General features: G+C 49.8%; 21 protein-coding genes. 9 read left to right on the top strand and 12 right to left on the bottom strand.

The window, feature by feature from the left end:
• Positions 1-31: 31 nt before the first annotated feature.
• Together ilvN and N3Z11_RS15925 are read right to left on the bottom strand one after the other, a co-directional pair.
• Positions 32-523 (bottom strand): acetolactate synthase small subunit, encoded by a 492-nt coding sequence (ilvN, locus tag N3Z11_RS15920; protein WP_260658191.1) that lies wholly within the window; start codon positions 521-523, stop codon positions 32-34.
• A gap of 1 nt (position 524) precedes the next feature.
• A complete protein-coding gene (locus tag N3Z11_RS15925; RefSeq protein ID WP_260658192.1) occupies positions 525-2,273 on the bottom strand; it encodes an acetolactate synthase 3 large subunit in 1,749 nt (582 codons plus the stop codon).
• A gap of 405 nt (positions 2,274-2,678) precedes the next feature.
• Here N3Z11_RS15925 and N3Z11_RS15930 point away from each other — a divergent pair, with 405 nt between their 5' ends.
• The 3 genes from N3Z11_RS15930 to N3Z11_RS15940 are packed head-to-tail and all read left to right on the top strand — an operon-like array spanning position 2,679 to position 5,795.
• Complete coding sequence (locus N3Z11_RS15930; RefSeq protein ID WP_260658193.1) at positions 2,679-3,518, top strand: tetratricopeptide repeat protein; 840 nt, start codon at positions 2,679-2,681, stop codon at positions 3,516-3,518.
• Positions 3,519-3,576: 58 nt separating this feature from the next.
• On the top strand, positions 3,577-4,833 hold the full coding sequence (locus N3Z11_RS15935; protein ID WP_260658194.1) for a serine protease: 1,257 nt from the start codon (positions 3,577-3,579) through the stop codon (positions 4,831-4,833).
• Complete coding sequence (locus N3Z11_RS15940; RefSeq protein ID WP_260658195.1) at positions 4,824-5,795, top strand: FHA domain-containing protein; 972 nt, start codon at positions 4,824-4,826, stop codon at positions 5,793-5,795. The genes N3Z11_RS15935 and N3Z11_RS15940 overlap by 10 nt, the downstream gene beginning before the upstream one ends.
• Here the strand turns inward: N3Z11_RS15940 and N3Z11_RS15945 are convergent.
• A complete protein-coding gene (locus N3Z11_RS15945) occupies positions 5,792-6,181 on the bottom strand; it encodes a response regulator (protein ID WP_260658230.1) in 390 nt (129 codons plus the stop codon). The genes N3Z11_RS15940 and N3Z11_RS15945 overlap by 4 nt on opposite strands.
• A 145-nt stretch (positions 6,182-6,326) precedes the next feature.
• On the opposite strand from N3Z11_RS15945, the gene N3Z11_RS15950 reads away from it, so the two are divergent.
• Complete coding sequence (locus N3Z11_RS15950) at positions 6,327-7,508, top strand: SAM-dependent methyltransferase (RefSeq protein WP_260658196.1); 1,182 nt, start codon at positions 6,327-6,329, stop codon at positions 7,506-7,508.
• Here N3Z11_RS15950 and N3Z11_RS15955 read toward each other — a convergent pair.
• The 3 genes from N3Z11_RS15955 to speA form a co-directional block, all read right to left on the bottom strand.
• Entirely contained in the window at positions 7,505-8,440 is a 936-nt protein-coding gene (locus N3Z11_RS15955) for an acyltransferase (protein ID WP_260658197.1), read from the bottom strand. The genes N3Z11_RS15950 and N3Z11_RS15955 overlap by 4 nt on opposite strands.
• Positions 8,437-9,327, bottom strand: a complete 891-nt coding sequence (locus N3Z11_RS15960) for an acyltransferase (RefSeq protein ID WP_260658198.1) — start codon at positions 9,325-9,327, stop codon at positions 8,437-8,439. Before N3Z11_RS15960 ends, N3Z11_RS15955 begins: the two co-directional genes overlap by 4 nt.
• Before the next feature lie 98 nt (positions 9,328-9,425).
• Complete coding sequence (speA, locus tag N3Z11_RS15965) at positions 9,426-11,312, bottom strand: biosynthetic arginine decarboxylase (RefSeq protein ID WP_260658199.1); 1,887 nt, start codon at positions 11,310-11,312, stop codon at positions 9,426-9,428.
• Between the two features lie 129 nt (positions 11,313-11,441).
• On the opposite strand from speA, the gene speE reads away from it, so the two are divergent.
• Together speE and N3Z11_RS15975 are read left to right on the top strand one after the other, a co-directional pair.
• Positions 11,442-12,302 carry a polyamine aminopropyltransferase gene (speE, locus tag N3Z11_RS15970; protein ID WP_260658200.1) on the top strand — a complete coding sequence of 287 codons (861 nt, stop codon included), beginning with the start codon at positions 11,442-11,444 and terminating at the stop codon, positions 12,300-12,302.
• Between the two features lie 141 nt (positions 12,303-12,443).
• Entirely contained in the window at positions 12,444-12,896 is a 453-nt protein-coding gene (locus tag N3Z11_RS15975; protein WP_260658201.1) for a DUF4124 domain-containing protein, read from the top strand.
• A 16-nt stretch (positions 12,897-12,912) separates the two neighbouring features.
• Here the strand turns inward: N3Z11_RS15975 and N3Z11_RS15980 are convergent, their stop codons facing one another.
• Together N3Z11_RS15980 and N3Z11_RS15985 are read right to left on the bottom strand one after the other, a co-directional pair.
• Positions 12,913-13,758: an EamA family transporter gene (locus N3Z11_RS15980; protein ID WP_260658202.1), complete on the bottom strand. Its 846-nt coding sequence runs from the start codon at positions 13,756-13,758 to the stop codon at positions 12,913-12,915.
• Between the two features lie 205 nt (positions 13,759-13,963).
• A complete protein-coding gene (locus N3Z11_RS15985; RefSeq protein ID WP_260658203.1) occupies positions 13,964-14,602 on the bottom strand; it encodes an OmpA family protein in 639 nt (212 codons plus the stop codon).
• Positions 14,603-14,812: 210 nt separating this feature from the next.
• On the opposite strand from N3Z11_RS15985, the gene proB reads away from it, so the two are divergent.
• Positions 14,813-15,940, top strand: a complete 1,128-nt coding sequence (proB, locus tag N3Z11_RS15990; RefSeq protein WP_260658204.1) for a glutamate 5-kinase — start codon at positions 14,813-14,815, stop codon at positions 15,938-15,940.
• A gap of 5 nt (positions 15,941-15,945) precedes the next feature.
• Positions 15,946-17,211, top strand: a complete 1,266-nt coding sequence (locus tag N3Z11_RS15995; RefSeq protein ID WP_260658205.1) for a glutamate-5-semialdehyde dehydrogenase — start codon at positions 15,946-15,948, stop codon at positions 17,209-17,211.
• A gap of 200 nt (positions 17,212-17,411) precedes the next feature.
• On the opposite strand, the gene leuD is transcribed toward N3Z11_RS15995, so the two are convergent.
• From leuD to leuA, 4 genes are read right to left on the bottom strand one after another with little or no spacing between them, the layout of a single operon-like run.
• Positions 17,412-18,014 carry a 3-isopropylmalate dehydratase small subunit gene (gene leuD, locus N3Z11_RS16000; protein WP_260658206.1) on the bottom strand — a complete coding sequence of 201 codons (603 nt, stop codon included), beginning with the start codon at positions 18,012-18,014 and terminating at the stop codon, positions 17,412-17,414.
• Positions 18,011-19,432 carry a 3-isopropylmalate dehydratase large subunit gene (leuC, locus tag N3Z11_RS16005; RefSeq protein WP_260658207.1) on the bottom strand — a complete coding sequence of 474 codons (1,422 nt, stop codon included), beginning with the start codon at positions 19,430-19,432 and terminating at the stop codon, positions 18,011-18,013. Before leuC ends, leuD begins: the two co-directional genes overlap by 4 nt.
• A 2-nt stretch (positions 19,433-19,434) precedes the next feature.
• Positions 19,435-20,517, bottom strand: a complete 1,083-nt coding sequence (gene leuB, locus N3Z11_RS16010) for a 3-isopropylmalate dehydrogenase (protein WP_260658208.1) — start codon at positions 20,515-20,517, stop codon at positions 19,435-19,437.
• 53 nt (positions 20,518-20,570) lie between these two features.
• The gene (leuA, locus tag N3Z11_RS16015) at positions 20,571-22,124 is read right to left on the bottom strand and encodes a 2-isopropylmalate synthase (RefSeq protein WP_260658209.1); all 1,554 of its coding nucleotides are present in this window, start codon (positions 22,122-22,124) and stop codon (positions 20,571-20,573) included.
• A gap of 566 nt (positions 22,125-22,690) precedes the next feature.
• On the opposite strand from leuA, the gene N3Z11_RS16020 reads away from it, so the two are divergent.
• Positions 22,691-24,229, top strand: coding sequence for an MBOAT family O-acyltransferase (locus tag N3Z11_RS16020; RefSeq protein ID WP_260658210.1), 1,539 nt, complete (start codon positions 22,691-22,693; stop codon positions 24,227-24,229).
• The last annotated feature ends 4 nt before the right edge of the window (positions 24,230-24,233 follow it).

Raw genomic sequence — 24,233 nt, forward strand, 5'->3', positions numbered from 1 at the left:
GTTGTTTTTACTGCTCTGAGTGTGGCTGGTTTCAGAGCGCCAGCGCTTTTTCGCCTCTGGAAATACCAGACACGCCGGTACGTACCACTTCCAGGATCTGAGTGTTTGACATGGCTTCAATAAAAGCTTCCAGCTTGTCACTGGTGCCCACCACCTGAATGGTATAAGTGGTCGGTGACACGTCGATGATCTGGCCGCGGAAAATATCGGCACAACGTTTGACTTCTTCCCGTTGATCGCCGCTGGCTTTAACCTTTACCATCATCAGCTCCCGTTCGATATGGGCGCTTTCGCTTAAGTCCACCAGCTTCACCACTTCAATCAGCTTATGTAGCTGTTTGGTGATTTGCTCTATGACCTGGTCGTCACCGCGCGTGACCAGGGTCAGGCGTGACATCGTTGGGTCTTCAGTGGCGGCCACAGTTAACGAATCAATGTTATAACCGCGCTGGGCAAACAAACCCACCACACGGGCCAGGGCGCCGGACTCGTTTTCCAGCAGAACTGCAATAATGTGCCGCATGTTAAGTCCGCTCCGTTTTGCTTAAGAACATGTCATTCATAGCGCCGCCAGGCACCTGCATCGGATACACGTGTTCTTTCGGGTCAATATGAATATCCAGAAATACCAGCCGGTCTTTTAATGCAAAAGCGCGTTCCAGCGCTGGCTCTAACTCTTCCGGTGTGGTGACGCGGATACCAATATGGCCATAAGCTTCAGCCAGTTTGACAAAGTCCGGCAGCGAGTCCATGTAAGAGCTGGAATAACGCGAATCGTAGTTCATGTCCTGCCACTGCTTCACCATGCCCAGATAACCGTTATTCAGGTTGATGATTTTGACACCAAGGCCATATTGTTTGCAGGTCGACAGCTCCTGAATATTCATCTGAATGGAGCCTTCACCTGTGACACACACTACTTCTGCGTCCGGGTAATGCAGCTTCACGCCCATAGCGGCCGGTAAACCAAAACCCATGGTGCCGAGGCCACCTGAGTTGATCCAGCGGTTGGGTTTATCAAACTTGTAATATTGGGCGGCAAACATCTGGTGTTGACCCACATCTGAGGTGACATAAGCTTCACCTTTGGTATGACGGTGCACAGCTTCAATCACGGCCTGAGGTTTCAGCAGATCAGAGCGTTGTTCATAACGGCCACCATGCACTTCACGCCATTGCTGAATTTGCGTCCACCACTGGTTCAGTGCAGTTTGATCCAGCTGCGCCTGAGATTTGCTGTCCTGTTTATCCAGTTGACTCAGCATTTCCTGCAACACAGGTTTGACCAAACCCACTATAGGTACATGGGCATTAATGGTTTTTGAAATACTGGCCGGGTCTATATCAATGTGAATAATAGTGGCGTTGGGGCAGAATTTTTTGGTGGCGTTGGTCACCCGGTCATCAAAACGGGCGCCGACGGCAAAAATCACATCGGCATGGTGCATAGCCTGGTTGGCTTCATAACTGCCGTGCATACCCAGCATGCCAATAAATTGTTTATCTGACGCCGGATAAGCACCCAGCCCCATCAGGGTATTGGTCACCGGTAAGTTTAACCTTTTGGCAAGCTCCGTCAGCTCTTCAGAGGCTCGGCCTAAAATTACCCCACCGCCTGAATAAAGTACTGGCCTTTTGGCTGCCAATAAGGTTTGCAGCGCCTTTTTAATTTGCCCCGGATGGCCTTTGGCATTCGGATTATAAGAGCGCAGCTTGATATCTTTTGGATAAGAATACGGAAACTTCTGATTGGGCATGGTCATATCTTTTGGGATATCTAATACCACAGGGCCAGGCCGGCCACTTTGCGCGATATAAAATGCCTTTTTTACCATAGCCGGTATATCAGCCGGGTTTCTGACCGACATATTGTGTTTCACAATAGGGCGGGAAATACCGAGCATATCGGTTTCCTGGAAAGCATCGTCGCCAATCAGGTGACTCATCACCTGACCGCAGATCACCACCATCGGAATAGAATCCATATAAGCAGTGGCAATGCCGGTGACTGCATTGGTGGCACCAGGGCCTGAAGTGACGAGCACGACGCCAGCTTTGCCGCTGGCACGGGCATATGCGTCCGCCATATGGGTTGCAGCTTGTTCGTGGCGGACCAGCACATGCTTCACATCATTTTGCTGGAACAGCGCATCATAGATATGTAACACGGCGCCGCCGGGGTAACCATAAACATATTCCACGCCCTCATCGTGCAGGGCGCGAACTAACATGGCACCGCCAGACAGCATTTCTGGTTGGTTTTGTTGGCTCATGACTCAGGTCTCATAGTTTGCGTATGCAAAAATATCGGCGCTGCGGCTGTGGTTAAAAAACACGGGCGCAGTTCCGGTTGGGTCTTGTCGAAACAAGAAATTCTTTTGCTACGTGGACAGGTTGGCAGCGTAAGGCACTGGCAACAAATAGTTCAAACTACGGCCCTGATTTTTAGTGGTGACTTCTGTGAGCAGAAGTTCATTTTGCAGGCTCGTCAGGGTGTTACTCTAAGGGAAAAACTCGGGCTTTGTCGACTTCTTTTTTCTGGTTTTGCCGCTGCTTACAGCATATTTTCCGGCAGTTGCTGACAATTACGGCAACGGCAATGCTGTGCCTTGCAAAAACACCGGCCTGACCACATAGTATTAAATCAATAAGTTAATTCAGTTACAGGTGTTGTCTTGGTGAATCAGGTTGCTGCTGGTTTTGAAAACGTGCGGGATTTATTGGTTTTATCCCAACAAAAACTGGTGATTTTTGCGTTCTGGTCTGAACGTGCTGAACAAAGCAAAATGTTGTTGCAGGTGCTGTCAGGGATCAGCACTGCTTATCCGGAACAGCTGGTGCTGGCCACAGTGAACTGCGATCTGGAGCAGGAACTGGCGATGCAGTTTGGCGTACGCAGTGTGCCAACCACGCTTTTTATTCAAAATGGTCAACCGGTGGATGGTTTTGCCGGTGCAGAGAACGAAGCGCAAATCCGTCAGCGGTTACAACCTTATTTGCCCAAAGCCGAAGACTTGTTGTTACAGCAGGCCGAGCCGCTGCTGGCTGCACAGCAGTGGGCAGAGGCATATCCGCTGTTAGCGCAGGCGCAGCAACTGGCTGCAGAGCGGGCGGATATCCGCAAAATGCTGGCGTATTGTGCCGCTTCGCTTGGCAAAATTGATGAAGCCAAACAGCTGCTGAGCACAGTGCTGCTGGCCGATCAGGATGCTTTGTACCAGCAGGTGCTGTCGTTGATTGAACTGGCTGAACAAGCGGCCGACAGCCCGGAGATCCGTGCGCTGGAACAGCAGCTGGCCGCTGACCCGGATAATTTGTTGTTGTGTCAGCAGCTGGCTGTGCAGTATCAGCAAGCCAACAGAGTGGCCGATGCGCTGGCCTTGTTGTATAAAATTTTGCAACAGGACTTAAATTTTGGCGACAGTAAAAAACTGATGCTGGATATGCTGGCGGTGCAGCCTAAAGGGGATGCCCTGACCGCAACTTACCGGCGTAAGTTGTATAGTTTATTGTATTAACCTGGCAATACGGCAATTGCGTGTGATGTTGCAGCTGCTGAGCTCACAAGGATCTGTTATGCGCTGGATTTGGTTTTGCTGTTGTTTGTTGTTGCTCACCACTTTGCAGGTGCAGGCTGATTCGGCCGAGCAATTATTTGCCCGTTATGAACCTGCCTTATTACAGGTGCGGGTGCTGGAAAAAGCCTCGGGCGCCAAGTCTTCAATTGGCACTGGATTTGTGCTGGAACAACCGAATTTACTGGTTACCAATTACCATGTGGTGTCGGAAGCTGTGTTGTTTCCAGACAAATATCAGCTGGAATATCTGGCGGTTAATCAGCAAAAAGGCGCTTTAACAGTGCTGGCGGTGGATGTGGTCAACGACCTGGCGCTGGTGCAAACCGATTATCAGCCAGAGCACAGGTTCAGCATTCAGCCGGAAAAACCAGTGCAGGGTGCCACCTTGTATTCACTGGGCAACCCGCATGATTTGGGCATGATTCTGGTGCCTGGTACCTACAATGGCCTGCAAAAATACAGTTATTATCCGCGCATTCATTTTACCGGCGCTGTGAATGCCGGCATGAGCGGCGGCCCGACTGTCGATGCCAGTGGCAAAGTGGTGGGGGTGAACGTCGCTTCTGCCGGCAATCAGCTTGGTTTTCTGGTACCTGCCGATGCGCTGCAGCGCTTGCTGGCCAGCTATCAGCAGCAACAACAGCATGATGCCGATTTACCCAAACAAATAGCGCAGCAGTTGTTTGACAGCCAGCAAAAAATGTTCAGTGAAATTTTGGCGGCCGACTGGCAACTGAAAGATTTTGGCCCGGGCAAGGTGCCGGACGAAGTGGTGTCTTTTATCCGCTGCTGGGGTGAATCCAATGTGGAAAAAAGCAAAGACCAGCTGAAAAAAGTGGCGGCATTTTGTAGTCAGGGCGAAGAAATTTTCTTATCTCAGCAGTTTAGTACCGGCCGTATTGAAATGCAGTTTGAGTGGTTACACGGCGCAGGTTTGCATCCGCTGCAGTTTTTTAACCGTTATCAGCAGAATATCAGTAGTGCCAATGCCGATAATCAGGCCAGCAAAGAAGATGTCACGCCTTTTGAGTGCCAGCACAAGGTAGTGCAGCAGGCCAATGGCCAACACGCCAAAACCATTTTTTGTGTGCGGGCTTACCGCAACTTTGCCGCTTTATTTGATGTGTTGTATCTGGCCGCTTCTTTAGACCATCAGCAGCAAGGGGTGATCAGCCACTTTACGCTGTCAGGGGTCAGTCAGGACAACGCTCAGGCTTTTGCCCGCAAATTTAGTGAGGCTGTGTTATGGCAATAATTATTGAGGTGCTGAATAAACAGCACAAGGTGACGGAACGCCATAAATTCAGCCAGCACAGGGTGGCGCTGGGCCGGGCTTATGACAATGATGTGATTTTGTACGACAAACATATTTGTCCGCATCATGCCGAGCTGGTGCAGGACGAGCAGGGGCAGTGGTTATTGCGGGATCTGGCCTCGATGAATGGCAGTTATCTGCAACCAAAACAGCCGCTGACCGAAGCTGAGCCGCTGGCGTCGGGCCAGTTATGCTGGCTGGGTGAGCAGGCGGTGCGTATTTATGACGACCGCCATCAGGTGGCGCCGGCTATGCCTTTTAATCCGCTGGAGCAACTGTTGTTGCGTTGTGGTCATCTTGGCATGATCCTGTTGCTGTTGCTGTTTGTGGTGCTTGAAGAGGTGTTTCATATCTGGCTGTCGGCACCTGAGCAACAACAGGCGCAGTGGTCGCGCAGTCTGGCCAATTTACCTTTGTTATTACTGGTATTAACTTTATGGCCGGCAGTGCTGGCGCTCTGGTCCAAGATTAATCAGCACGAAGCCAGGTTTTTACCCCAGTTAGGCATCACTTTTATCGGACTCAGCGTGCTGGCGGTGTGGCAGGGCCTGATGGCGATCTTCAATTTCAGTTTTGACGGGGCTGCGGCTATCAACTGGTTGCAGGAAGGCGGGCGCTTACTGATCTTTACGCTGTTGCTGGGCGCTAACTTTTATCTGGCGATGCAGGTGAGCACAGGTAAAAAAATAGCCATGGCTTTTGGCTTAGCGTTGTTACTCAGTGTGCAAAGTCTGGGACTGGGTTTTTGGTTTGATGAGTCGCGTCAGCTGGCGCCGCAATTTGACAACAGCTTATTACCGCTGAATTTTTATCTGAATAGCCCGGTGCCAGCCGAAGATTTTGCGGCTCAAAGCAATCAGTTGTTTGAAACTGCCGCTAAAACGCGGCAGGAGCAGGATTAAGCCTGATGACCGTCAAGCCAGATCCGACGGATTTGGCTTGATAAGGTCATAGGGTCAAAAGGCTTGACCACCACGTCACTGGCGCCCAGCGCTTTATAAGATTCAATTTCGCTGGCCTGCACCTTGGCCGTCATAAACACCACAGGCACCTGACGCAAATCGTACCTTTGCTGCAGTTGTTTCAGCGTCGTCGGGCCGTCCATGCCAGGCATCATCACATCCAGCAACACCAGCTGAGGTGCAAAGCTGCTGAATTTGTCCAGTGCTTCCTGACCCGAGCCACAAGTGCATACCTGATAACCGCCGACTATTTCCAGTGCCACTCTGGCAACATCCTGAATAGATTGATCATCTTCCACATGCATTACACGAACTAAATCATTCATTTGTTTATTCTGCGCAAAAACCGGGGTTGCTTTAGTCTGGCATAACTGTGCGACAGAGGCCAGTGCCGGGCGCCGGAACAGTAGCTTTGACACAACTTGCCTTCGTATAATGCCAGCCTGATATGACCTTAAAAGTGGATAATCTGTGTCGATTGACGATCTGAAGTTGTGGTTTTTACAGCTGAACCAGCTACTGGAGCAACAGCAGGTATATTGGCGGTTGCAGCCGATGCAGCAAAATGATCTGCCTTTTTCCGATCACAGCCTAAACCAGCTGTTGTTATCGTTCAGTTTGGAACAATGCGACGCCATCGACCAAAGCCCGGCATTACAGCAGCAGTATTTTGCGGTCTTTTTCCCGGAGTTATTTGCCGCTTTACCAAAACTGCCGTACTTTGCGCCCCAGGGACTGACATTACCCTTCTGGCTCAGTACCGATATTGGTGGGCGTAAATGGCAGCAAATCAGCTTGTTTGCCGAAGCTGTTGGCAAGCCAGGCCTTAAGGTGCTGGAGTGGTGCGCCGGTAAAGGCCATCTGGGTAAGGTGCTTTGTTTTGCTTATCAAAATAAGGTGACAAGCCTGGAATGGCAGGCCGAGTTATGCCAACAAGGCCAGCACAGTGCTGACAAACTCAAGCTGCAACAACTTTTTATCGAACACAATGTGCTGACAGCACAGACACAGCCGGTATTGGCCGGTATTGATCAGCTGGTGGCACTGCATGCCTGTGGTGATTTACACCGGGTAGCACTGACCGCTGGTGTTGCTGCCCATTGTGCTGAACTGCATGTGCTGCCCTGTTGTTATCATTTGCAGCAGGATGAGTGGTATCAGCCGTTGTCGACTTTGGCTTTGACCAGCAGCTTAAGGTTAAGCCGTGCTGAGCTGAAACTGGCGGTGCAGGGGCAAAATACCGCAGGTGAGCGGGTGCGGCGTTTACGCCATACCGAAGTATTATGGCGCCGTGCTTATCAGCTGTGGCAGAGTGAACAAAGCGGCAGCCCGCTTTATCGCAATTTGCCTTCAACCGGGAAACACTGGTTCAGTGGCGCTTTTACCGACTTTGCCCAATGGGCCGCAGCGCAGCATCAGCTTGAATGGCCGTTAGGGCAGGACGGCGAGTGTTATTTAGTTCAGGCTGAGCGATTACTGCTACTGCAACGACGTATTGAACTGGTGCAACATTTGTTTCGCCGACCGCTTGAGCTGTGGCTGGTGCTGGATCGGGCTTTATATCTGGCAGAGCAGGGGTATCAGGTGCAGCTGCAGCAGTTGTGTCAGGCCAGTGTGACCCCCCGCAATCTGCTGCTCAGTGCTTATCGTTAAACCGACGAACAATCCAGCTCCGTCAGAGTGACAGGCGCTGTACCCAGATAATGGCTGATTTGCTGGTCTTTATGCACCCAGCGTTGGTTCAGCCATTGCTGAAAACGCTGGCGAAAAGCTTCGTCGTTAAAATAATCGCCAATAATGCTGTCATCCACTGGCAGCACTTCTACCTGGATCACCACCCGTTTTAATTTACCCAATAACATGTCAATTAACACATGATTGGGGTTGTCCGGATAAATGAGGGTGACATCCAGCACTGCATCAAACTGCGGGCCCATACTGGCCAGCGTAAAGGCAATACCACCTGCTTTGGCAGGTAACAAATGCCGGAACGGGCTGTTTTTGTGTTGATGCTTGGCCCGGGTAAAACGGGTGCCTTCAACAAAATTAATAATAGTGGTCGGGGTGTGGCGGAACTTTTCACAGGATTTTTTTGTGGTTTCAATATCCTTGCCTTTGAGCGCCGGGTTTTTCTGGATTTGGGCCTGGCTGTACCTTTTCATAAAAGGCATATCCAGCGCCCAGGACGCTGAACCAATAAAAGGTACCCATTTGAGTTCTTCTTTTAAAAAAAACTTCGGCTCCGGAATACGCTCCAGCGCAAACTGACTGAGCACCGGAATATCCAGCCAGCTTTTATGGTTGGATATTAATAAATACCAGCTGTCCGGCTTCAGTTCGGTCAGACCTGAGAGTTGCCACTCTACCGGGTTAAACAGGTTGATCAGCTGGCGGTTGTGCAAAGACCAGTGGCGGTAAGCCCAGTGCGCCAGCCGGGAGACCTGACGCTGCAGTGCAGGTAGTGGCAGCAGCAGTTTCAGCAGGCCGCAGACTGTCACAATCATGCCCCAGACCGTCAGGTTCAGACTAAACAGCAGCAGTGCCAAAGGTGCACGCAACAGCCGGAATACATCCATCAGCATCATACTTCTCCCTGTTGCAGAGCACTCAGTTGCCGGTCTTTATCCAGCCATAACTGATTCACCCAGTGTTGAAAACGTTCGCGAAAATGCGGATCTTCATAGTCGCCAATTAAATGTTGTTCAATCGGCAACACCCTTACTCTTACTTTAATGTCGTGTACTTTACCAGAAATAAAATCCCAGAAGCTTGGCGAGCCCTTGGGGTAATAAATAGTCACATCCAGCAATTTATGCAGATGTTCTCCCATGGCGTTCAGCACAAAAGAAATGCCACCGGCCTTGGGTTTTAATAAATGCCGGAATGGCGATTGTTGCTGTTGTTGTTTTTCCGGCGTAAAGCGGGTGCCTTCCAGAAAATTCATCACAGACACAGGTTTATAACGGAATTTTTCGCAGGCTTTGCGGGTAGTTTCAATGTCTTTGCCTTTGAGCTGCGGATATTTTTTTAAAAAAGCGGCGCTGTAACGTTTCATAAAAGGAAAATCCAGCGCCCACCAGCACAGGCCTATCACAGGCACATAAATCAGCTCTTTTTTCAGGAAAAACTTCAAAAACGGGATTTGCCGGTTCATCACTTTTTGCAGCACCAGAATGTCGACCCAGGACTGATGATTGGCCACCACCAGATACCAGTCTTTCACCGATAATTTGTCCAGGCCTTTGATATCCCAATGAATTTTACTGAATAAACTATTGGTGAAGTTATTCAGGCTGATCCAGGCGCTGGCGCAGGTATCCAGTAAGTAGGTGATAGCCACTTGCCATAACCGCACCGGAGGCAGTTTTAAAATCGCCAGCAATAAAATAGGGCCTGCCCAGAATAGGGTATTCAGCAGATACATTAGAAAAGAGATGATGCCAATCAAAGGCTTAGGCAAAAAGTGCAACATAGGTTTTCCTCCACAAATAAAAAGAGCAGGGTGGCCTGCTCTTTATATCTCAATGCATCGTGACAGTGTTGGACTGCTCCGACCTGTGTCAGTGTACCTTAATCTTCGAAATAGGTGTAACCATAAACACCGGCTTTCAGCTCTTCGAGCATAGAGGCCTGTTGCTGTGGGTTAAACTTCGAAGTCGCCAGTTGGTTTTTGTACGACTGCAGCAGTTTTTCTGCGTCAAACTGCACATAACGTAATACGTCAGCCACTGTGTCACCTTTAATGGCGTTGGTCAGTTTGTAGCTGCCGTCGTTGTTCAGTTCAACATGCACCGAGTCGGTGTCGCCAAACAGGTTGTGCAAATCACCGAGAATTTCCTGATAAGCGCCCACCATAAACATACCCAGCAGGTACTGTTCATCTTCTTTATACGCTGGCAGTGGCAAACTGGATTCAATACCATTGCCGTCGGCATAACTCTTCAGCGCACCGTCCGAGTCACAGGTGATGTCCTGAATAATGGCGCGTTGTTCCAGCGATTCGTTCATCCGCTCCAGTGGCATCACCGGGAACAGCTGATCAATACCCCAGGCATCCGGCATCGACTGGAACAATGAGAAGTTAACAAACAACTTGTCGGCCAGTTTTTCATTCAGTTCATCGTGAATTTCACGGTGTGAACGTGAGGATAAGTCCAGCTTGTCTTTCACTTTGTTAATGGTGGCAAAATAAATCTGCTCCAGTAACGACCAGTCTTTGAGCGTCAGCAGGCCATGCACGTACTGCGCATGAGCGTCGGTAAAATAATGCACGGCGTCGTGATAAGCCTCAACCGCAGAGCGGGCTGTGACATTCTGATAAGAATCCCATAAAGCCCATACCACCTGAGGTGAATCTTCGCTTGGTTCCGGCAAATGACGCAGGCCAGGTGCACGTTCGACGTCGATAGCGTCTGTGACCAGAACAGCGTGGTGTGCTGTCATAGCACGGCCAGACTCAGTGATGATGTTCGGGTGTGGCAAATCGTATTCGTCACAGACTTCTTTTAAGCCATAGACTACGTTACGGGCATATTCGTACATGGTGTAGTTCATCGAACAGGCTGAACGTGAGTTCGAACCTTCGTAATCCACACCTAAACCACCACCGACATCCACTGTGGTGATAGGCACGCCTAAGGTACGCAGTTCGGCATAATGACGGGCACATTCACGAATCGCATTGTGAATATCACGGATATTCGCAATTTGTGAACCTATATGGAAATGCACCAGCTGTAATAAATCTAACTTGCCAGCTTCTTTCAAAATATCAATGGCTTGCAGCACCTGAGTGGCGGTTAAGCCAAACTTGCCTTTTTCACCACCGGTGTTTTGCCATTTGCCTTTACCTACAGAATTCAGCTTGATACGGATACCGATAAAAGGTGCCGCTTCCAGGCTGTCAATTTCGCGGATCAGGGTTTTTAATTCAGACAGTTTTTCCACAACCACATAAACGCTGTGGCCCATCATCTGGCCAATAGTGGCCAGACGTAAAAACTCGCTGTCTTTATAACCGTTACAAACAATACGCAGTGGCTGTTCCGTCACACCTAAAATGGCCATCAGTTCTGGTTTAGAACCTGCTTCCAGACCTACTTTGCCACTGTGGTGACTGACCAGTTTGCTGACTACGGAAAACTGCTGATTTACCTTAATTGGGTAAACCGCTGTATATTCGCCCTGATACTCGCGCTCTTGCTTCGCTTTGGCAAAAGACTTGATCAGCGTATCAACACGATGTTCCAGAATGTCGGTAAAACGTACCAACACCGGCAGCGTTAATCCTTCTTCTTTAAAACGTGCAGTCAGCTCCGGAAAGCTGATGCCTGGTTTGCTGTGATCCTGATCCGGATAAGCAACGAGATTGCCCTGTGCGTTGACGTCAAAATAGCCTTCGCTCCAGACTGCTACGTTATAGATGGATCTTGCTTTGTCGATACCCCATTCTGCCATTGTCGTGCCCTTCAAAAAATTAGGCCGCTATTTTAAGTGCAATAGCAGCAAAAAAACATGAAAAATTTGTCCCAAAGCGGCTTCACTGGCAAAATAATTGCCCCCTTTGCCAGTGCCCGGAGTGGAGCTATGTCAGAACTTATTTCTAAACAATGGTTTACCGAGATTTTTCAACCAAGCGGAAGTGCGTTTTCGCTGCAAATTCACCAAAAGTTAGCTGAAGTTCAGTCTCCTTTCCAACATATTGAAGTCTACGAAACCACAGACTTTGGCAATATGATGGTGATCGACGGCGTGATTATGCTCAGCAGCCGGGAAAATTTCCTCTATCACGAGATGTTAAGCCACCCGGTGTTGTTTACTCATCCCAATCCGCAGCAGGTGGTGATTATCGGCGGTGGTGACTGCGGTACCTTACGTGAAGTGTTAAAACATCGATCAGTACAGGCGGTCACCCAAATCGATATTGATGAGCAGGTCACCCGCATGGCGGAACAATATTTCCCTGAGCTGTGCGCTTCCAATAACGACCCGCGTGTCACCTTATTGTTTGATGACGGCATCAAATATATGCGTGAAGCGGCGCCAGAAAGCCTGGATGTGGTGATTGTGGATTCAACCGACCCTATTGGTCCTGGTGAGGGTTTATTTAACCGGGCTTTTTACCAAAGCTGTTTTAACGCGTTAAAACCAGGTGGCATTCTGGTACAACAAAGTGAGTCGCCGCTGATCCATCTGGAGCTTTTAAACGCGATGCGCGAAGCGATGAAAGACGCAGGTTTTGCTGCACTGCAAACGTTGAATTTTCCACAAATGGTTTACCCAAGTGGTTGGTGGACTTGCACTCTGGCACGTAAAGGTCAGCCTTTTGACGGTTTCCGCCGGGAAGATGTTGATAACGCCGATTTTTCCACTGAATATTACAATGCCGACATCCATCAGGCTGCCATGGCATGGCCTAACTTTATGCGCCGCAAGCTGCGTGGTTAAAGGCTTTGACGCCGGCGCTGCTGCCGGCGTCTGTTGTTAACCAGTTGTGACGCCGTCAGAAATATGTAACTTTGTTGGTTCAGTACTTGCTTGATCTTAAATGCTTCTGTACATTTAACGTTCAAGTTGGGAGAACTGCCGATGAAAAGTCATAGCCTTTGCTTATTATTACTTTGTGCCACCAGTGCGCATGCCAACGTCTATCAATGCGAACAGGACGGCAAAGTTACTTTTAGTCAGTTCCCATGTGAAGAAAACGCTGAGCTGGCGCAGGAAGTGAACGCTGGCAATGTGGTGCTGAGCAGCAATAAAAAAACCGATTTGCAGATGGAAAGCCTGAAGAAAAAAGGCCGCTACCTGGAGTATCAGTTGTCGGTCACTGAGCAGCAGCAAAAGAAGCAGTTAACAGCGCTGGAAGATGAATATTACGAAGCGCAGAAAAAAGGCGCCAAGTCGAATTATCTGGCGATGCTGAATCAAAAAATGCAAAAACTGCGGCAGGAATTTGCCGAGCAGAAGCAAAAACAGCAGCAGGAACTGACCGCTTTGAACAATCAGATGAATGCATTACAACGCCAGTACGCGGTGAACTAAATGCTCTCAGGCTCAGCTAATTGCTGAGCCTTTTTCCCCACACCAGACTCCAGATAATTAACACCGATCCCAGACTAAAAGTCAGCCAGTTCACCTGTTGTTGCCAAAGCGCAAAATTCACCAGTAAACCGGCCGGGATCAACAGATTATTCATCACTGCCAGCTGATGGGCATTCACTTGCCGGGCACCGGCATTCCACAACCAATAACCCAGGCCTGATGCCACCAGCCCTAACCAGACTAAAATGACCCATTCGCTTGCTTGTTGTGGCACTTTTTGCCAGTCGGCAAAAAGCCAGGCACCCAGAGCTGCAACCACAGCAGCGCCGATAAAAAACCAGCCAAAACTTCGTTGTTGTTGCACGCTGCTGCCAAGGTTCAGTTGACGGTATGCGACTTGCCCAAAAGCAAAACAGAGGTTGGCAGCCTGCACCAACATCAAACCGATCCAGAAATCTGTGGTTGGGGCGGTAAAGCGGATCACCAGAGCACCCAGCACGGCCAAAGTTGCTGGCCCAAGCCAGCGCCAGCTGATAGTTTTGCGTTGCAAAATACGGTCAAACAACACCACATAAACCGGTGTCAGAATGGTAAACAGCAGTACTTCAGCTACGGTCAGATATAAAAAGCTGTGGTAAAAAAACAGATACATCAGCCCAAGCTGCACAGCACCAATAGCGGCCAATGCCAATGCTTGTTTGGGCGGTGTTTTGTAACGGATTAACCAGGGTAAAAACAACAACAGTGCCAGTACCATGCGGCTGCCAACGGCCAGATAAGGGTCTACTTTGCCTGCCAGAAACTCACCTATCAGTGAAAAACTAAAAGACCAGATCAGTGTTACCCAGAGTAATAACTGCATGCAAAATTGCCCTTACTGTGAAAAACCGGCCAAGACTAACGTTTTTTTGCCGGATTAAACAGTATGGCGGCTCGCTATTGTACTAGCGGTCAAAACCAGCATCAGCTTTGAGTTGAGCGTATTGAGTGGATGTTGGGAATGCTGCGAGCAGATCAGAGGAAAAAAGGGCGGTCTAAAAAAACAAGCAACCGCCCCTGGGACAACCTTATTCGGTTACGGGTTCGATATGAATTTCCACCCGACGGTTCATCGCGCGATTGGCTTCGTTGGTATTTGGCACTGCCGGGTAATTCGGGCCTACACCCCGGGTTTCCAGACGGATAGGGTCTACCTGCTGCGCAATCAGGTAACTTTTTACCGCGTCGGCACGGGATTGTGACAACTGCATATTCAGCGCCATTGGGCCTGTGTCGTCGGTGTGACCTGTGATCACCAACATGGTTTTATTGTATTCACCCAATACTTTGGCGATGTCGTTTAACACCGGATATAAATCGGCCCGAATATCAGAGCGGCCCACGGCAAAAGTAACCTGAGCCGGAATATCCAGACGCAGAATATCGCCGTCGCGATACACTTTTACGCCAGTACCTGACAACTGCTCGCGCAATGCCTGCTCCTGATTATCCATGTAACGTCCAACGGCGGCGCCTGTTAATGCACCTAAAGCAGCACCAATGGCTAACCTTTTATTTTTGTGGTTGCCGGTGGCCTTACCGGCAATGGCACCCACTGCAGCGCCAATAGCCGCACCTTTAGTGGTGTTGTTCTGATTGATAGTGGCGCAACCACTTAAAGTTAAACTGGCGCAGACAGCTGCAACCAGAAAATGACGTGTATTCATCAGCATTCCTTGATGTAAGCATTAAAAGCAGCCTAGTTCGGCAGAACTGAATTTTGGCTGAATCTAAAGGTTAATGGCGGCGGCAGTGTAGTCAGAGCGTGGCGTGGATGCCAGTAAATTTGGCGGCATTTTGCTGAACTCGTCCGGCCACTGGATTGATCTGGACATATATACGTCTGAAAAGTTAAGCTCAGGCCGGATTTAACCGGAATGACAGAGGTTTTTAACAAGATGAACGCGCTGCGTTGGAAGCGGATTGTGATCAAAGTGGGGAGTGCTTTGATTGCGCCGGAAGGCAAAGGTTGTTCCACCCGGTATTTGCTGGCGATTGCCCGCTTTATCAGCGAATGCAAATTACAGGGGGTGGAAGTGGTGCTGGTGTCCAGCGGTAGTGTGGCTGCAGGCCGCGCTGCTATCCCCTTTAGCCATCAACCGCTGCCCATCAACGTGAAACAAGCCATGGCGGCTATTGGCCAGAGTCAGATGATGATGATCTGGAGCAAGCTGCTGGACTGGCCCTGCGCGCAGATTTTGTTAACCCATGATGATTTACGCGACCGAAGAAGATATCTGAATATCGACAATACCTTACGCACTTTGCTTAGCCATGGAGCTCTGCCTGTGGTCAATGAAAACGACACAGTGGCCACAGCTGAACTGAAAGTGGGTGACAACGACAACTTAGCTGCCATGGTTGCCACTGTGGTGGATGCGGATGCACTGATCATCTGTTCTGATATTGACGGTTTATATAGCGCCAACCCAAAAACCAATCCGGACGCCAGGTTTATTGCCCGGGTTGATGCCATTACACCAGAGATCTATGCCATGGCCGGTGGCAGCCACCACAGTGTAGGCACAGGTGGAATGGTGACTAAGTTACAGGCCGCAGCCAAAGCCACAGCGCAGGGCATCGAAACCCTGATCATCAATGGCCAGAAAGCCAGCAGCTTTGATGCGCTGCTCAAAGGCGAGGCTGCCGGCACGCTGTTTTGTGCCCAGCCCGGCCACTTATCAGCAAAAAAACACTGGTTATTGCACAGCAGCAAAGCCAGCGCCGAAGTGACGCTGGACGCCGGTGCTGTAGAAGCCTTGTTGCACAAAGGCGCATCCTTGCTGGCCAAAGGGGTAACTGCTGTTCAGGGCGATTTTGATAAAGGGGATGCAATCTGGCTGGTCAGCAGCACAGGTACCCGACTGGCCAAAGGCGTTTGCCAATACAGCGCACCTGAGCTGAATAAAATCAAAGGCATTCACAGCAGCCAGATTGAGGCTGTGCTGGGTTATTGCCCAAGTGAAGTGGCGGTACACCGCGACGATTTAGTTCTGATGGAGTAGCCAAAATGCAGCAAGTAAATACCACAGCAGAATTGGTGGCTTTATGCCAGCAAGCCAAAGTGGCCAGCCGGCAATTAGCGCAGTTATCTGAAGCGCAGAAAAACCAGGTGTTGCTGGCGATGGCCGACGCCCTGGAAGCAGCAACCAACGAAATATTGCAGCAAAATCAGCTGGATATGCAAAATGCGATAACCAATGGTTTGGCTGAGGCGATGCAGGACAGGCTGTTATTAACACCAGAGCGCATTCAGGTGCTAGCCGGCGCAGTGCGGCAAATAGCAGGTTTGACCGACCCTGTCGGGCAAATCCGTCAGCTGGCGCCAAGACCCAATGGCATTCAGGTGGGACGTATGCGCATTCCGCTTGGTGTGATAGCGATGATTTATGAAGCCAGACCCAATGTTACGGCTGATGCCGGCGCCTTGTGTTTTAAATCCGGCAATGCAGTGATTTTACGCGGCGGCCGTGAAGCGTCAAATTCCAGTCTGGCCATTGCCAGGGTGTTACAGCAGGTGCTGGTTGCTCATCAGCTCAATCCGGCGGCTATTAGTGTATTACCCAATCCGGACCGGGATTTATTGCTGCAGCTGCTGCAGCAAAACAACACTGTGGACTTAGTGATCCCACGCGGTGGCGAAGGTTTAATTCGTTTTGTCAGTGAACACAGTCGTATTCCTGTGATCCAGCATTACAAAGGCGTTTGTCATTTATTTGTCGATAAAGCCGCTGACTTTAACAAAGCCTTAGCGCTGCTTTTGAACGGCAAAACACAAAGGCCGGGTGTTTGTAATGCACTGGAAACCTTATTGGTGCATGCCGATATCGCCAACGAGTTTTTAGCTTTAGCCGGCAAGGCTTTGACAGAAAAAGGTGTACAACTATTTGGCTGTGCCAGCACTGTTGCTTTGCTGCCACAAGCTCAGGCAGCGTCTGACGATCAGTTTGATACTGAATACCTGGCGCTGGCGATGTCGGTGAAAGTGGTCGACAACTTTGCCGCAGCTGTTGCGCATATTGAACAACACAGCTCAGGCCATACCGAAGTGATCTGCACCCAGGATATCAGCCGCGCCCAGCGTTTTTTAAAAGCGATTAACTCAGCTGTGGTGATGGTCAATGCATCATCGCGTTTTTCTGATGGCGGTGAGCTGGGGTTAGGGGCGGAAATTGGTATTTCCACCAGCAAGTTACATGCTTATGGCCCTATGGGGCTGGAGTCTTTAACCACGGAAAAATATATAGTGATTGGTGACGGCCAGATACGCAGTTAAAGGCCTATCTACCTAATGAGTTAAAGGTAAAGCCAAATACTGCAATTGCACTTTGGCTTAAGCAAAAAACGCAGGAGAATCCTGCGTTTTTTTATGCTCAACATCAGAGGCACAGTGGTGCTTGCAAACCGGAGCCACTCGCGCAATCTTCTGCCAGGCGAGCCACCGGTTAAGTATGCCCACTGAGTTACTACCGCCAATCAGCCCAGCCAGGGCGTGTTTTGACGGCGCTGTGCTTCATATTGGGTGATTTGTGGGCTTAAGGTTTCGCTGGCACCAATAAAATCCAGGCCAGACAGCAGCCGTTGTTTGACGTCCTGATCAATGTTAAAACCAACAGCTGCATTGTTGCCCAGCAGAATTTCCTGATTGGCCAAATCAATTTGCCACTGCTGCGGCCCTTGTTTGCAGCGGTTAAACAAAAACTCGATATTGGAGGCGCTGAGGCTAATCAATAACATGCCGTTGTTCACGCTGTTATTAAAGAAAATATCAGCAAAACTTTCGGCGATAATCACGTTAAAACCATATTGCTGAATGGCCCATGGTGCATGCTCCCGCGACGAGCCACAACCAAAATTGGCGCGGGTCAGCAAAATAGCAGCGCCCTGATACTGCGGCTCATTCAGCACAAAGTCCGGATTGGCGCTGCCATCTGCCTGATAACGCCAGTCAAAAAACAGCGCCTCTGCAAAACCATCGCGGCTGACTGAAGTTAAAAACTGTTTTGGGATGATCTGGTCGGTATCCACGTTGTTTTTATCCAGCGGACAGACTAAACCCTTAGCGAAAATCTGGCTCATGCCTGCGCTCCTTCTGAAAATGAAATCTGAGAAACATCAACAAACTTACCGGCAATAGCAGCCGCCGCTGCCATCGCCGGGCTGACTAAATGGGTGCGGCTGCCACGGCCCTGCCGGCCTTCAAAGTTCCGGTTGGAGGTAGAAGCGCAGCGCTGTCCGGCGTCCACTCTGTCGTCGTTCATGCCTAAACACATGGAGCAGCCAGGTTCACGCCATTCAAAACCGGCGTTTTTAAACACATCAGCTAAACCTTCAGCTTCGGCCTGACGTTTAACCTGACCAGAACCTGGCACCACCAAAGCGCGTACACCGGACGCCACTTTTTGGCTACCTACCACAGCGGCGGCGGCACGTAAATCTTCAATGCGGCTATTGGTGCAGGAGCCGATAAATACCACATCCACCTTGATATCCGTCAGCTTCTGGCCTGCTTCTAAGCCCATATAGGTTAAAGCGCGTTTGGCGGCATCGGCTTTAATTAAATCAGTAAAAGACTCAGGTGCCGGCACCGGCTCGTTTACCGCAATCACCTGCTCAGGGTTGGTGCCCCAGCTGATTTGAGGTTTGATCTGACTGCCGTCAATAGTCACCACTTTGTCAAAACTGGCGTCGGCGTCTGAATACAGCGACTGCCAGTAGGACACTGCGGCATCCCAATGTTCTGCTTTTGGTGCATGTGGCTTGCCTTTGAGATAAGCAAAAGTGGTGTCATCCGGTGCAATTAAACCGGCTTTGGCGCCCATTTCAATGCTCATATTGCACAGCGTCATGCGCCCTTCCATCGTCATGCCACGAATGGCTTCACCACAAAACTCCGCGACATAACCATTACCGCCAGCTGTGCCTAATTTGCCGATAATAGCCAGAATCACATCTTTTGGCGTCACAAAAGGCGACAGCTTGCCTGTGACTTCCACCTTCAGGGTTTTTGCCATTTGTTGTGGCAAAGTCTGGGTGGCCAGCACGTGTTCTACTTCTGAAGTGCCGATACCAAAAGCGATAGCGCCAAATGCGCCGTGGGTAGAGGTATGGGAATCGCCACACACAATCACCATGCCGGGCTGGGTTAAACCAAGTTCAGGGCCTATCACATGCACTATGCCCTGATCCGGATGATAGAGATCCAGCAATTCAATGCCATTTTCTGCGCAGTTGGCAGCTAGCGCTTCCAGCTGTTTACGCGAGGTTTCACCGGCGGCGTCATAGCTACGTACCTGAGTGGAGGTGTTGTGATCCATAGTGGCGAAGGTTAAATCCGGCCGCCGTACTTTACGCCCGGCCAGTTTTAAACCAGAGAATGCCTGCGGACTGGTCACTTCGTGAATAAGGTGGCGGTCGACAAACAATAAATCTGTGCTGCCGTTTAAAGAGCCCACCACATGGCTTTGGTAGATTTTTTGATAAAGAGTGCGGCCCATGGTTATGCTCCTGCGTTTTCTGTAATACGAATAGCATTGACGATGGCATTGCCAATGTCGTCCGTGCTGTAAGTGGATGATGGGTTGATATCTCGGGTGACTATGCCGCGCTCTAAGGTCTGTTCTACTGCGGCTTCAATAGCGCGGGCGGCAGCTTCTTCACCACAGCTAAAGCGCAGTAATAAAGCGGCGGATAAAATCTGTGCCACCGGGTTAGCGATGCCCTGGCCTGCAATATCCGGTGCACTGCCACCGGCCGGTTCATATAAACCAAAGTTGGAGCCGTTTAAGCTGGCGGATGGTAATAAACCCAAAGAGCCGGCAATAGCAGCAATTTCATCAGATAAAATGTCGCCAAACAGGTTGTCGCAGAGCAGCACGTCAAAGTGTTTGGGTGCCCGGATCAGCTGCATGGCTGCGTTATCGATATACATATGCTCAAGCGCAACGCCCGGGTAATCTTTGGCAACGCGTTCGACGACTTCACGCCACAACACTGAAGTCGCCAGCACGTTGGCTTTATCAATAGAAGTGACTTTGTTATTGCGCTTAGTGGCAGCTTCAAAAGCAACACGGCTGATACGCTCAATTTCTTTTACGCTGTAACTTTGGGTGTCAAAAGCGCTGTCTTGCGAGCGGCCTTTTTCACCAAAATAAATGCCACCTGTAAGTTCACGGACACACAAAATATCCATGCCCTGACTGCTGGTGCGCGGGTGCAATGGCGATAACTCGGCAAAAGCCGGGTAAATTTTGCCCGGGCGCAAATTGCAGAATAAGTCGAAGGTTTTACGCAGTGGTAATAACGAAGCGCGCTCCGGCTGCTGCGCTGGTGGCAGACTGGTCCACTTCGGGCCGCCAACGGAGCCAAATAAAATAGCGTCGCTGCGTTTACACAAATCCAGAGTACTGGCGGGCAGGGCTTCGCCATGTTCATCAATAGCGGCGCCACCTACTAAGGCAGCTTCAGTCTGAATGGCAAAACCAAACTTGTCGGACACCGCTTCCAGCACTTTTAATGCTTGCTGCATCACTTCGGGGCCTATGCCGTCACCGGCCAATACTGCAATTTTGTAAGTTTTCATTTTGTTCTCTGGTTTAATTTTGTTCTGGAATAGGGTTATGTCAGCTGTTTGCTTCAGGCCTGTTTGCGCGCCTGCTTTACGGCGTCAATGCGCTTGCTGCGTTCAATCAGGTTCAGCACATGCACATAAGCCAGCACAGAAGAGCGCACTATGTCGGTGGCCAAACCTGCACCATGAAAACGACGGCCCTGGTATTCGGCAATAATGTCGACCTGACCCAAAGCGTTTTCACCTTCACCTTTGGCCTGTAAGTTGTAATCCACCATTTTGACGTCCAGTTTGGCGATACGGTGAATTGCCGAAAAAGCCGCTTCCACCGGACCATTGCCGGTGGCCGCTTCGGTGAACACTTGGTTGCCGGCTTTGATGCCAACAGTGGCGCTGGCAACATGGCCTGTGTGGGTGCTGGAGCTTAAAAACTCCAATTGGTAGTGTTCGTCGTCATCCTGCAGATTCTGGAAAAACACCAAAGCTTCTAAGTCGTAGTCAAAGACCCGGCCTTTTTGATCGGCCAAAGCCACAAAGGCGCTGTAAATCTGTTCTAAATCGTAATCTTCTTTGCCATAACCCAGTTCCGCCAAACGGTGCGCAATGACAGCGCGGCCAGAGCGCGAGGTTAGGTTCAGTTCGTTCTGACGAATGCCCACCTGCTCAGGCGACATTATTTCGTAAGTGTTTTGTGCTTTTAACACCCCATCCTGGTGAATGCCTGAGCTGTGGGCAAAAGCGTTTTCGCCAACTATGGCCTTGTTTGGCTGAATGGGCATATGGCAAATCTGGCTGACCAGATGGCTGGAACGGTAAATTTCGGTGCTTTTAATGTCGGTGTAAAACGGCAACACATCGGCGCGGGTTTTAATAATCATCGCCACTTCTTCCAGCGAACAGTTACCGGCACGCTCGCCAATACCATTCACCGTACACTCAATCTGCCGCGCGCCGGCCTGAATGGCGCTGATGCTGTTGGCAACTGCCAAACCTAAGTCGTTATGGCAATGCACGCTGATAATGGCCTGATCGATATTCGGCACCTTGCTTCGCAGGCCAGTGATAATCTGCGCAAATTCGTTTGGAATGGTGTAACCCACAGTATCGGGAATATTAATGGTGCGGGCGCCGGCTTTAATGGCGGCTTCGACAATACGGCACAAATCATCAATCGGCGTGCGACCGGCGTCTTCACAGGAAAACTCTACATCGTCGGTAAAACGACGGGCTAACTGAATGGCTGCAACAGCTTGTTCGGTGGCCTCTGCTAAAGTGCGGCGTAATTTGTATTGTAAATGCAGCGGTGAGGTGGCGATAAAGGTGTGAATACGGCGGCGTTCGGCGTCTTTTAACGCGGCGCCACAGGCTTCTATATCGGCGGCAACGGCGCGCGCCAGACCACAAATAATAGGCCCTTTGACACTTTGTGCTATGGCTTGCACCGACTCAAAGTCGCCGGGGGACGATACCGGGAAACCCACTTCCATCACGTCGACATTTAACCTGGCAATGGCGTGCGCCAGCTGGATTTTTTGTTTATGGCTTAAGCTGGCGCGCAGGGCCTGCTCGCCGTCTCTTAAGGTGGTATCAAAAATCCAGATTTTGTCTTGGCCGCTCATATTTTGTTCCTCTGTCGCTGATTTTTTATCCCGTTATCAGACCTGGAGGTAACAAAAAACCCCGGCCTGTGGCTCGGGGTTTTTGCTGGTTCCGGTAAACGCGTGTTACCAATGCACAAAACCCCGTGGCCTGAGTAGGAGCACGAGGAGGTTGAGAATAATGGCGTTTACACGGTTTTGGCTGTTCATAAAATTCTGGTTATTTCTGCACCGCTTGGGTTGATGCTTTTAGTAATATCACGGCAGTTTTGGAAATGCAACAGTATAGATGGCCAAACCAGCAGGGTTGTTTTGCTGCTGTCGGTGCACATGCAGCTTTCTTGTTGAATAACATCAGTATTTTAATTTTTTAAATTCAAACTGCAGCCTGGTGGAGGATAATTTTTCATCTGGACAGATAGGCATCTGCATCTGCTGCGCAAATGAGCTGCTGTGGTAGGCAAAAAGGTACTGTTGAATCATCGGCTTGTCATTTAATAACTCCTCCTATAGCCTAGTCTGAAATTCAGCCTGACTTACTCCAGAGCGCGACTGAATACCCCGCTGCTTAGTAACGGAATACAGCCATGTTATTTAACTCCGTAGAGTTTTTATTTGTATTTTTGCCGCTTGTTTTGTGGCTTTTTCATCTGGCGCAAACCCGTTTATCTGTTGATGCTGCGATTAAAGTGTTGGTTGTTGCTTCGCTGTTTTTTTATGGCTGGTGGCAACCGGTTTATCTGCTGTTGTTAATCAGTTCAATATTACTCAATTTTTATCTGGCGAAACTGATTCATCGCTATCGCAGTAAAGCATTGATGATCCTTGCTGTCGTGCTCAACCTGTCCAGCATCGTTTATTACAAATATGCCAATTTTTTGGTCGGTAATTTTAGTCTGTTACTGCAACAAAATTGGCAGTTTGAACAACTCCTGCTGCCCTTGGCCATTTCATTTTTTACCTTTCAACAGATTGCTTATGTGGTTGATGTGTACCGTAAAGGAGAAATTGAACACAACATCATGAATTACATGCTGTTTGTGACGTTTTTCCCGCAGTTAATTGCAGGCCCGATAGTTCATCATGGGTCGATGATGCCGCAGTTTGCCGACCCAAACCGCTTGGGGGTGAAAGCAACGAATGTTGCCGTTGGGATCAGTATTTTTGCGATTGGTTTTTTTAAAAAAACAGTGTTAGCAGATGGTGCTGCCGTCTATGCTAATCCATTGTTTCAAGCTGTTGATGCCGGCCAGTTGACCCCCGGCTTTTTTGAAGCCTGGGGTGGTGCCCTGGCTTATACCGGGCAGTTGTATTTTGATTTTTCCGGTTATTCGGATATGGCACTTGGTTTGGGGTTGTTGTTTGGTATCTCATTACCGCTGAATTTTAACTCGCCTTACAAAGCTCTTAGCATCACTGATTTTTGGCGGCGCTGGCATATGACGTTGTCACAGTTTTTACGGGACTATCTGTATATCGCCCTAGGCGGCAACAGGCGGGGTAAATTCCGTCGTTATATCAACTTGTTTCTGACGATGTTGCTCGGTGGTCTCTGGCATGGCGCCGGTTGGAATTTTCTGATTTGGGGTGCATTGCATGGTGGTTATCTTGTTGTAAATCACGCTTTTTCTGCCGTCAAAACGCAATTTGCGTGGCGCTTACCCAAGGGGATCTCGATTTTGCTGAGCTGGCTGCTGACTTTTGTGGCTGTGGTGGTGGGCTGGGTGTTTTTCCGCGCAACGACGCTTGATGGCGCCTTAACGATTTTAGCGGGCATGGCGGGATTCAATGGCATCAGTTTGCCTGCTGGTATTCTTGCACAATTGCAGTTTGCAACGCCGCTGTTGCAGTTGTTCGACGTGCAAGCCAGCCAGGGCGGCGGCGCCGTATTGGTCAGTACCTGGGCCTGGAGTTTAGCTTTACTGTTGCTGGCGGTGTCAGCCCCGAATGTGCACGACCTTTTTTATCGCTATCTGGCAAGCGAAAGCCGAGCCGGTAAAGGTGCGCCGACGAGTCGCTGGCAATGGCAGGCCAGCAAAGGCTGGGCTTTGTTGTTGGCATTTTTGCTGGTGATGGGCGTCTCAACTTTAGGGCAAGTCAGTGAATTTCTGTATTTCAACTTTTAATTGG

It is taken from the genome of Rheinheimera sp. 4Y26 (assembly GCF_025245835.1).
Classification (GTDB): Bacteria; Pseudomonadota; Gammaproteobacteria; order Enterobacterales; family Alteromonadaceae; genus Pararheinheimera.

Excerpts from the sequence above, each read along its gene's own strand:
- N3Z11_RS15985 (WP_260658203.1), bottom strand. The coding sequence starts at position 14,602 with ATGAATACACGTCATTTTCTGGTTGCAGCTGTCTGCGCCAGTTTAACT.
- speE (WP_260658200.1), top strand. The coding sequence starts at position 11,442 with ATGTCAGAACTTATTTCTAAACAATGGTTTACCGAGATTTTTCAACCA.
- leuB (WP_260658208.1), bottom strand. The coding sequence starts at position 20,517 with ATGAAAACTTACAAAATTGCAGTATTGGCCGGTGACGGCATAGGCCCC.
- speA (WP_260658199.1), bottom strand. The coding sequence starts at position 11,312 with ATGGCAGAATGGGGTATCGACAAAGCAAGATCCATCTATAACGTAGCA.
- N3Z11_RS15935 (WP_260658194.1), top strand. The coding sequence starts at position 3,577 with ATGCGCTGGATTTGGTTTTGCTGTTGTTTGTTGTTGCTCACCACTTTG.
- N3Z11_RS15940 (WP_260658195.1), top strand. The coding sequence starts at position 4,824 with ATGGCAATAATTATTGAGGTGCTGAATAAACAGCACAAGGTGACGGAA.
- N3Z11_RS15960 (WP_260658198.1), bottom strand. The coding sequence starts at position 9,327 with ATGTTGCACTTTTTGCCTAAGCCTTTGATTGGCATCATCTCTTTTCTA.
- proB (WP_260658204.1), top strand. The coding sequence starts at position 14,813 with ATGACAGAGGTTTTTAACAAGATGAACGCGCTGCGTTGGAAGCGGATT.
- leuA (WP_260658209.1), bottom strand. The coding sequence starts at position 22,124 with ATGAGCGGCCAAGACAAAATCTGGATTTTTGATACCACCTTAAGAGAC.
- N3Z11_RS16020 (WP_260658210.1), top strand. The coding sequence starts at position 22,691 with ATGTTATTTAACTCCGTAGAGTTTTTATTTGTATTTTTGCCGCTTGTT.
- N3Z11_RS15945 (WP_260658230.1), bottom strand. The coding sequence starts at position 6,181 with ATGAATGATTTAGTTCGTGTAATGCATGTGGAAGATGATCAATCTATT.
- N3Z11_RS15955 (WP_260658197.1), bottom strand. The coding sequence starts at position 8,440 with ATGATGCTGATGGATGTATTCCGGCTGTTGCGTGCACCTTTGGCACTG.
- leuD (WP_260658206.1), bottom strand. The coding sequence starts at position 18,014 with ATGAGCCAGATTTTCGCTAAGGGTTTAGTCTGTCCGCTGGATAAAAAC.
- N3Z11_RS15980 (WP_260658202.1), bottom strand. The coding sequence starts at position 13,758 with ATGCAGTTATTACTCTGGGTAACACTGATCTGGTCTTTTAGTTTTTCA.
- N3Z11_RS15975 (WP_260658201.1), top strand. The coding sequence starts at position 12,444 with ATGAAAAGTCATAGCCTTTGCTTATTATTACTTTGTGCCACCAGTGCG.
- ilvN (WP_260658191.1), bottom strand. The coding sequence starts at position 523 with ATGCGGCACATTATTGCAGTTCTGCTGGAAAACGAGTCCGGCGCCCTG.
- N3Z11_RS15995 (WP_260658205.1), top strand. The coding sequence starts at position 15,946 with ATGCAGCAAGTAAATACCACAGCAGAATTGGTGGCTTTATGCCAGCAA.
- leuC (WP_260658207.1), bottom strand. The coding sequence starts at position 19,432 with ATGGGCCGCACTCTTTATCAAAAAATCTACCAAAGCCATGTGGTGGGC.
- N3Z11_RS15925 (WP_260658192.1), bottom strand. The coding sequence starts at position 2,273 with ATGAGCCAACAAAACCAACCAGAAATGCTGTCTGGCGGTGCCATGTTA.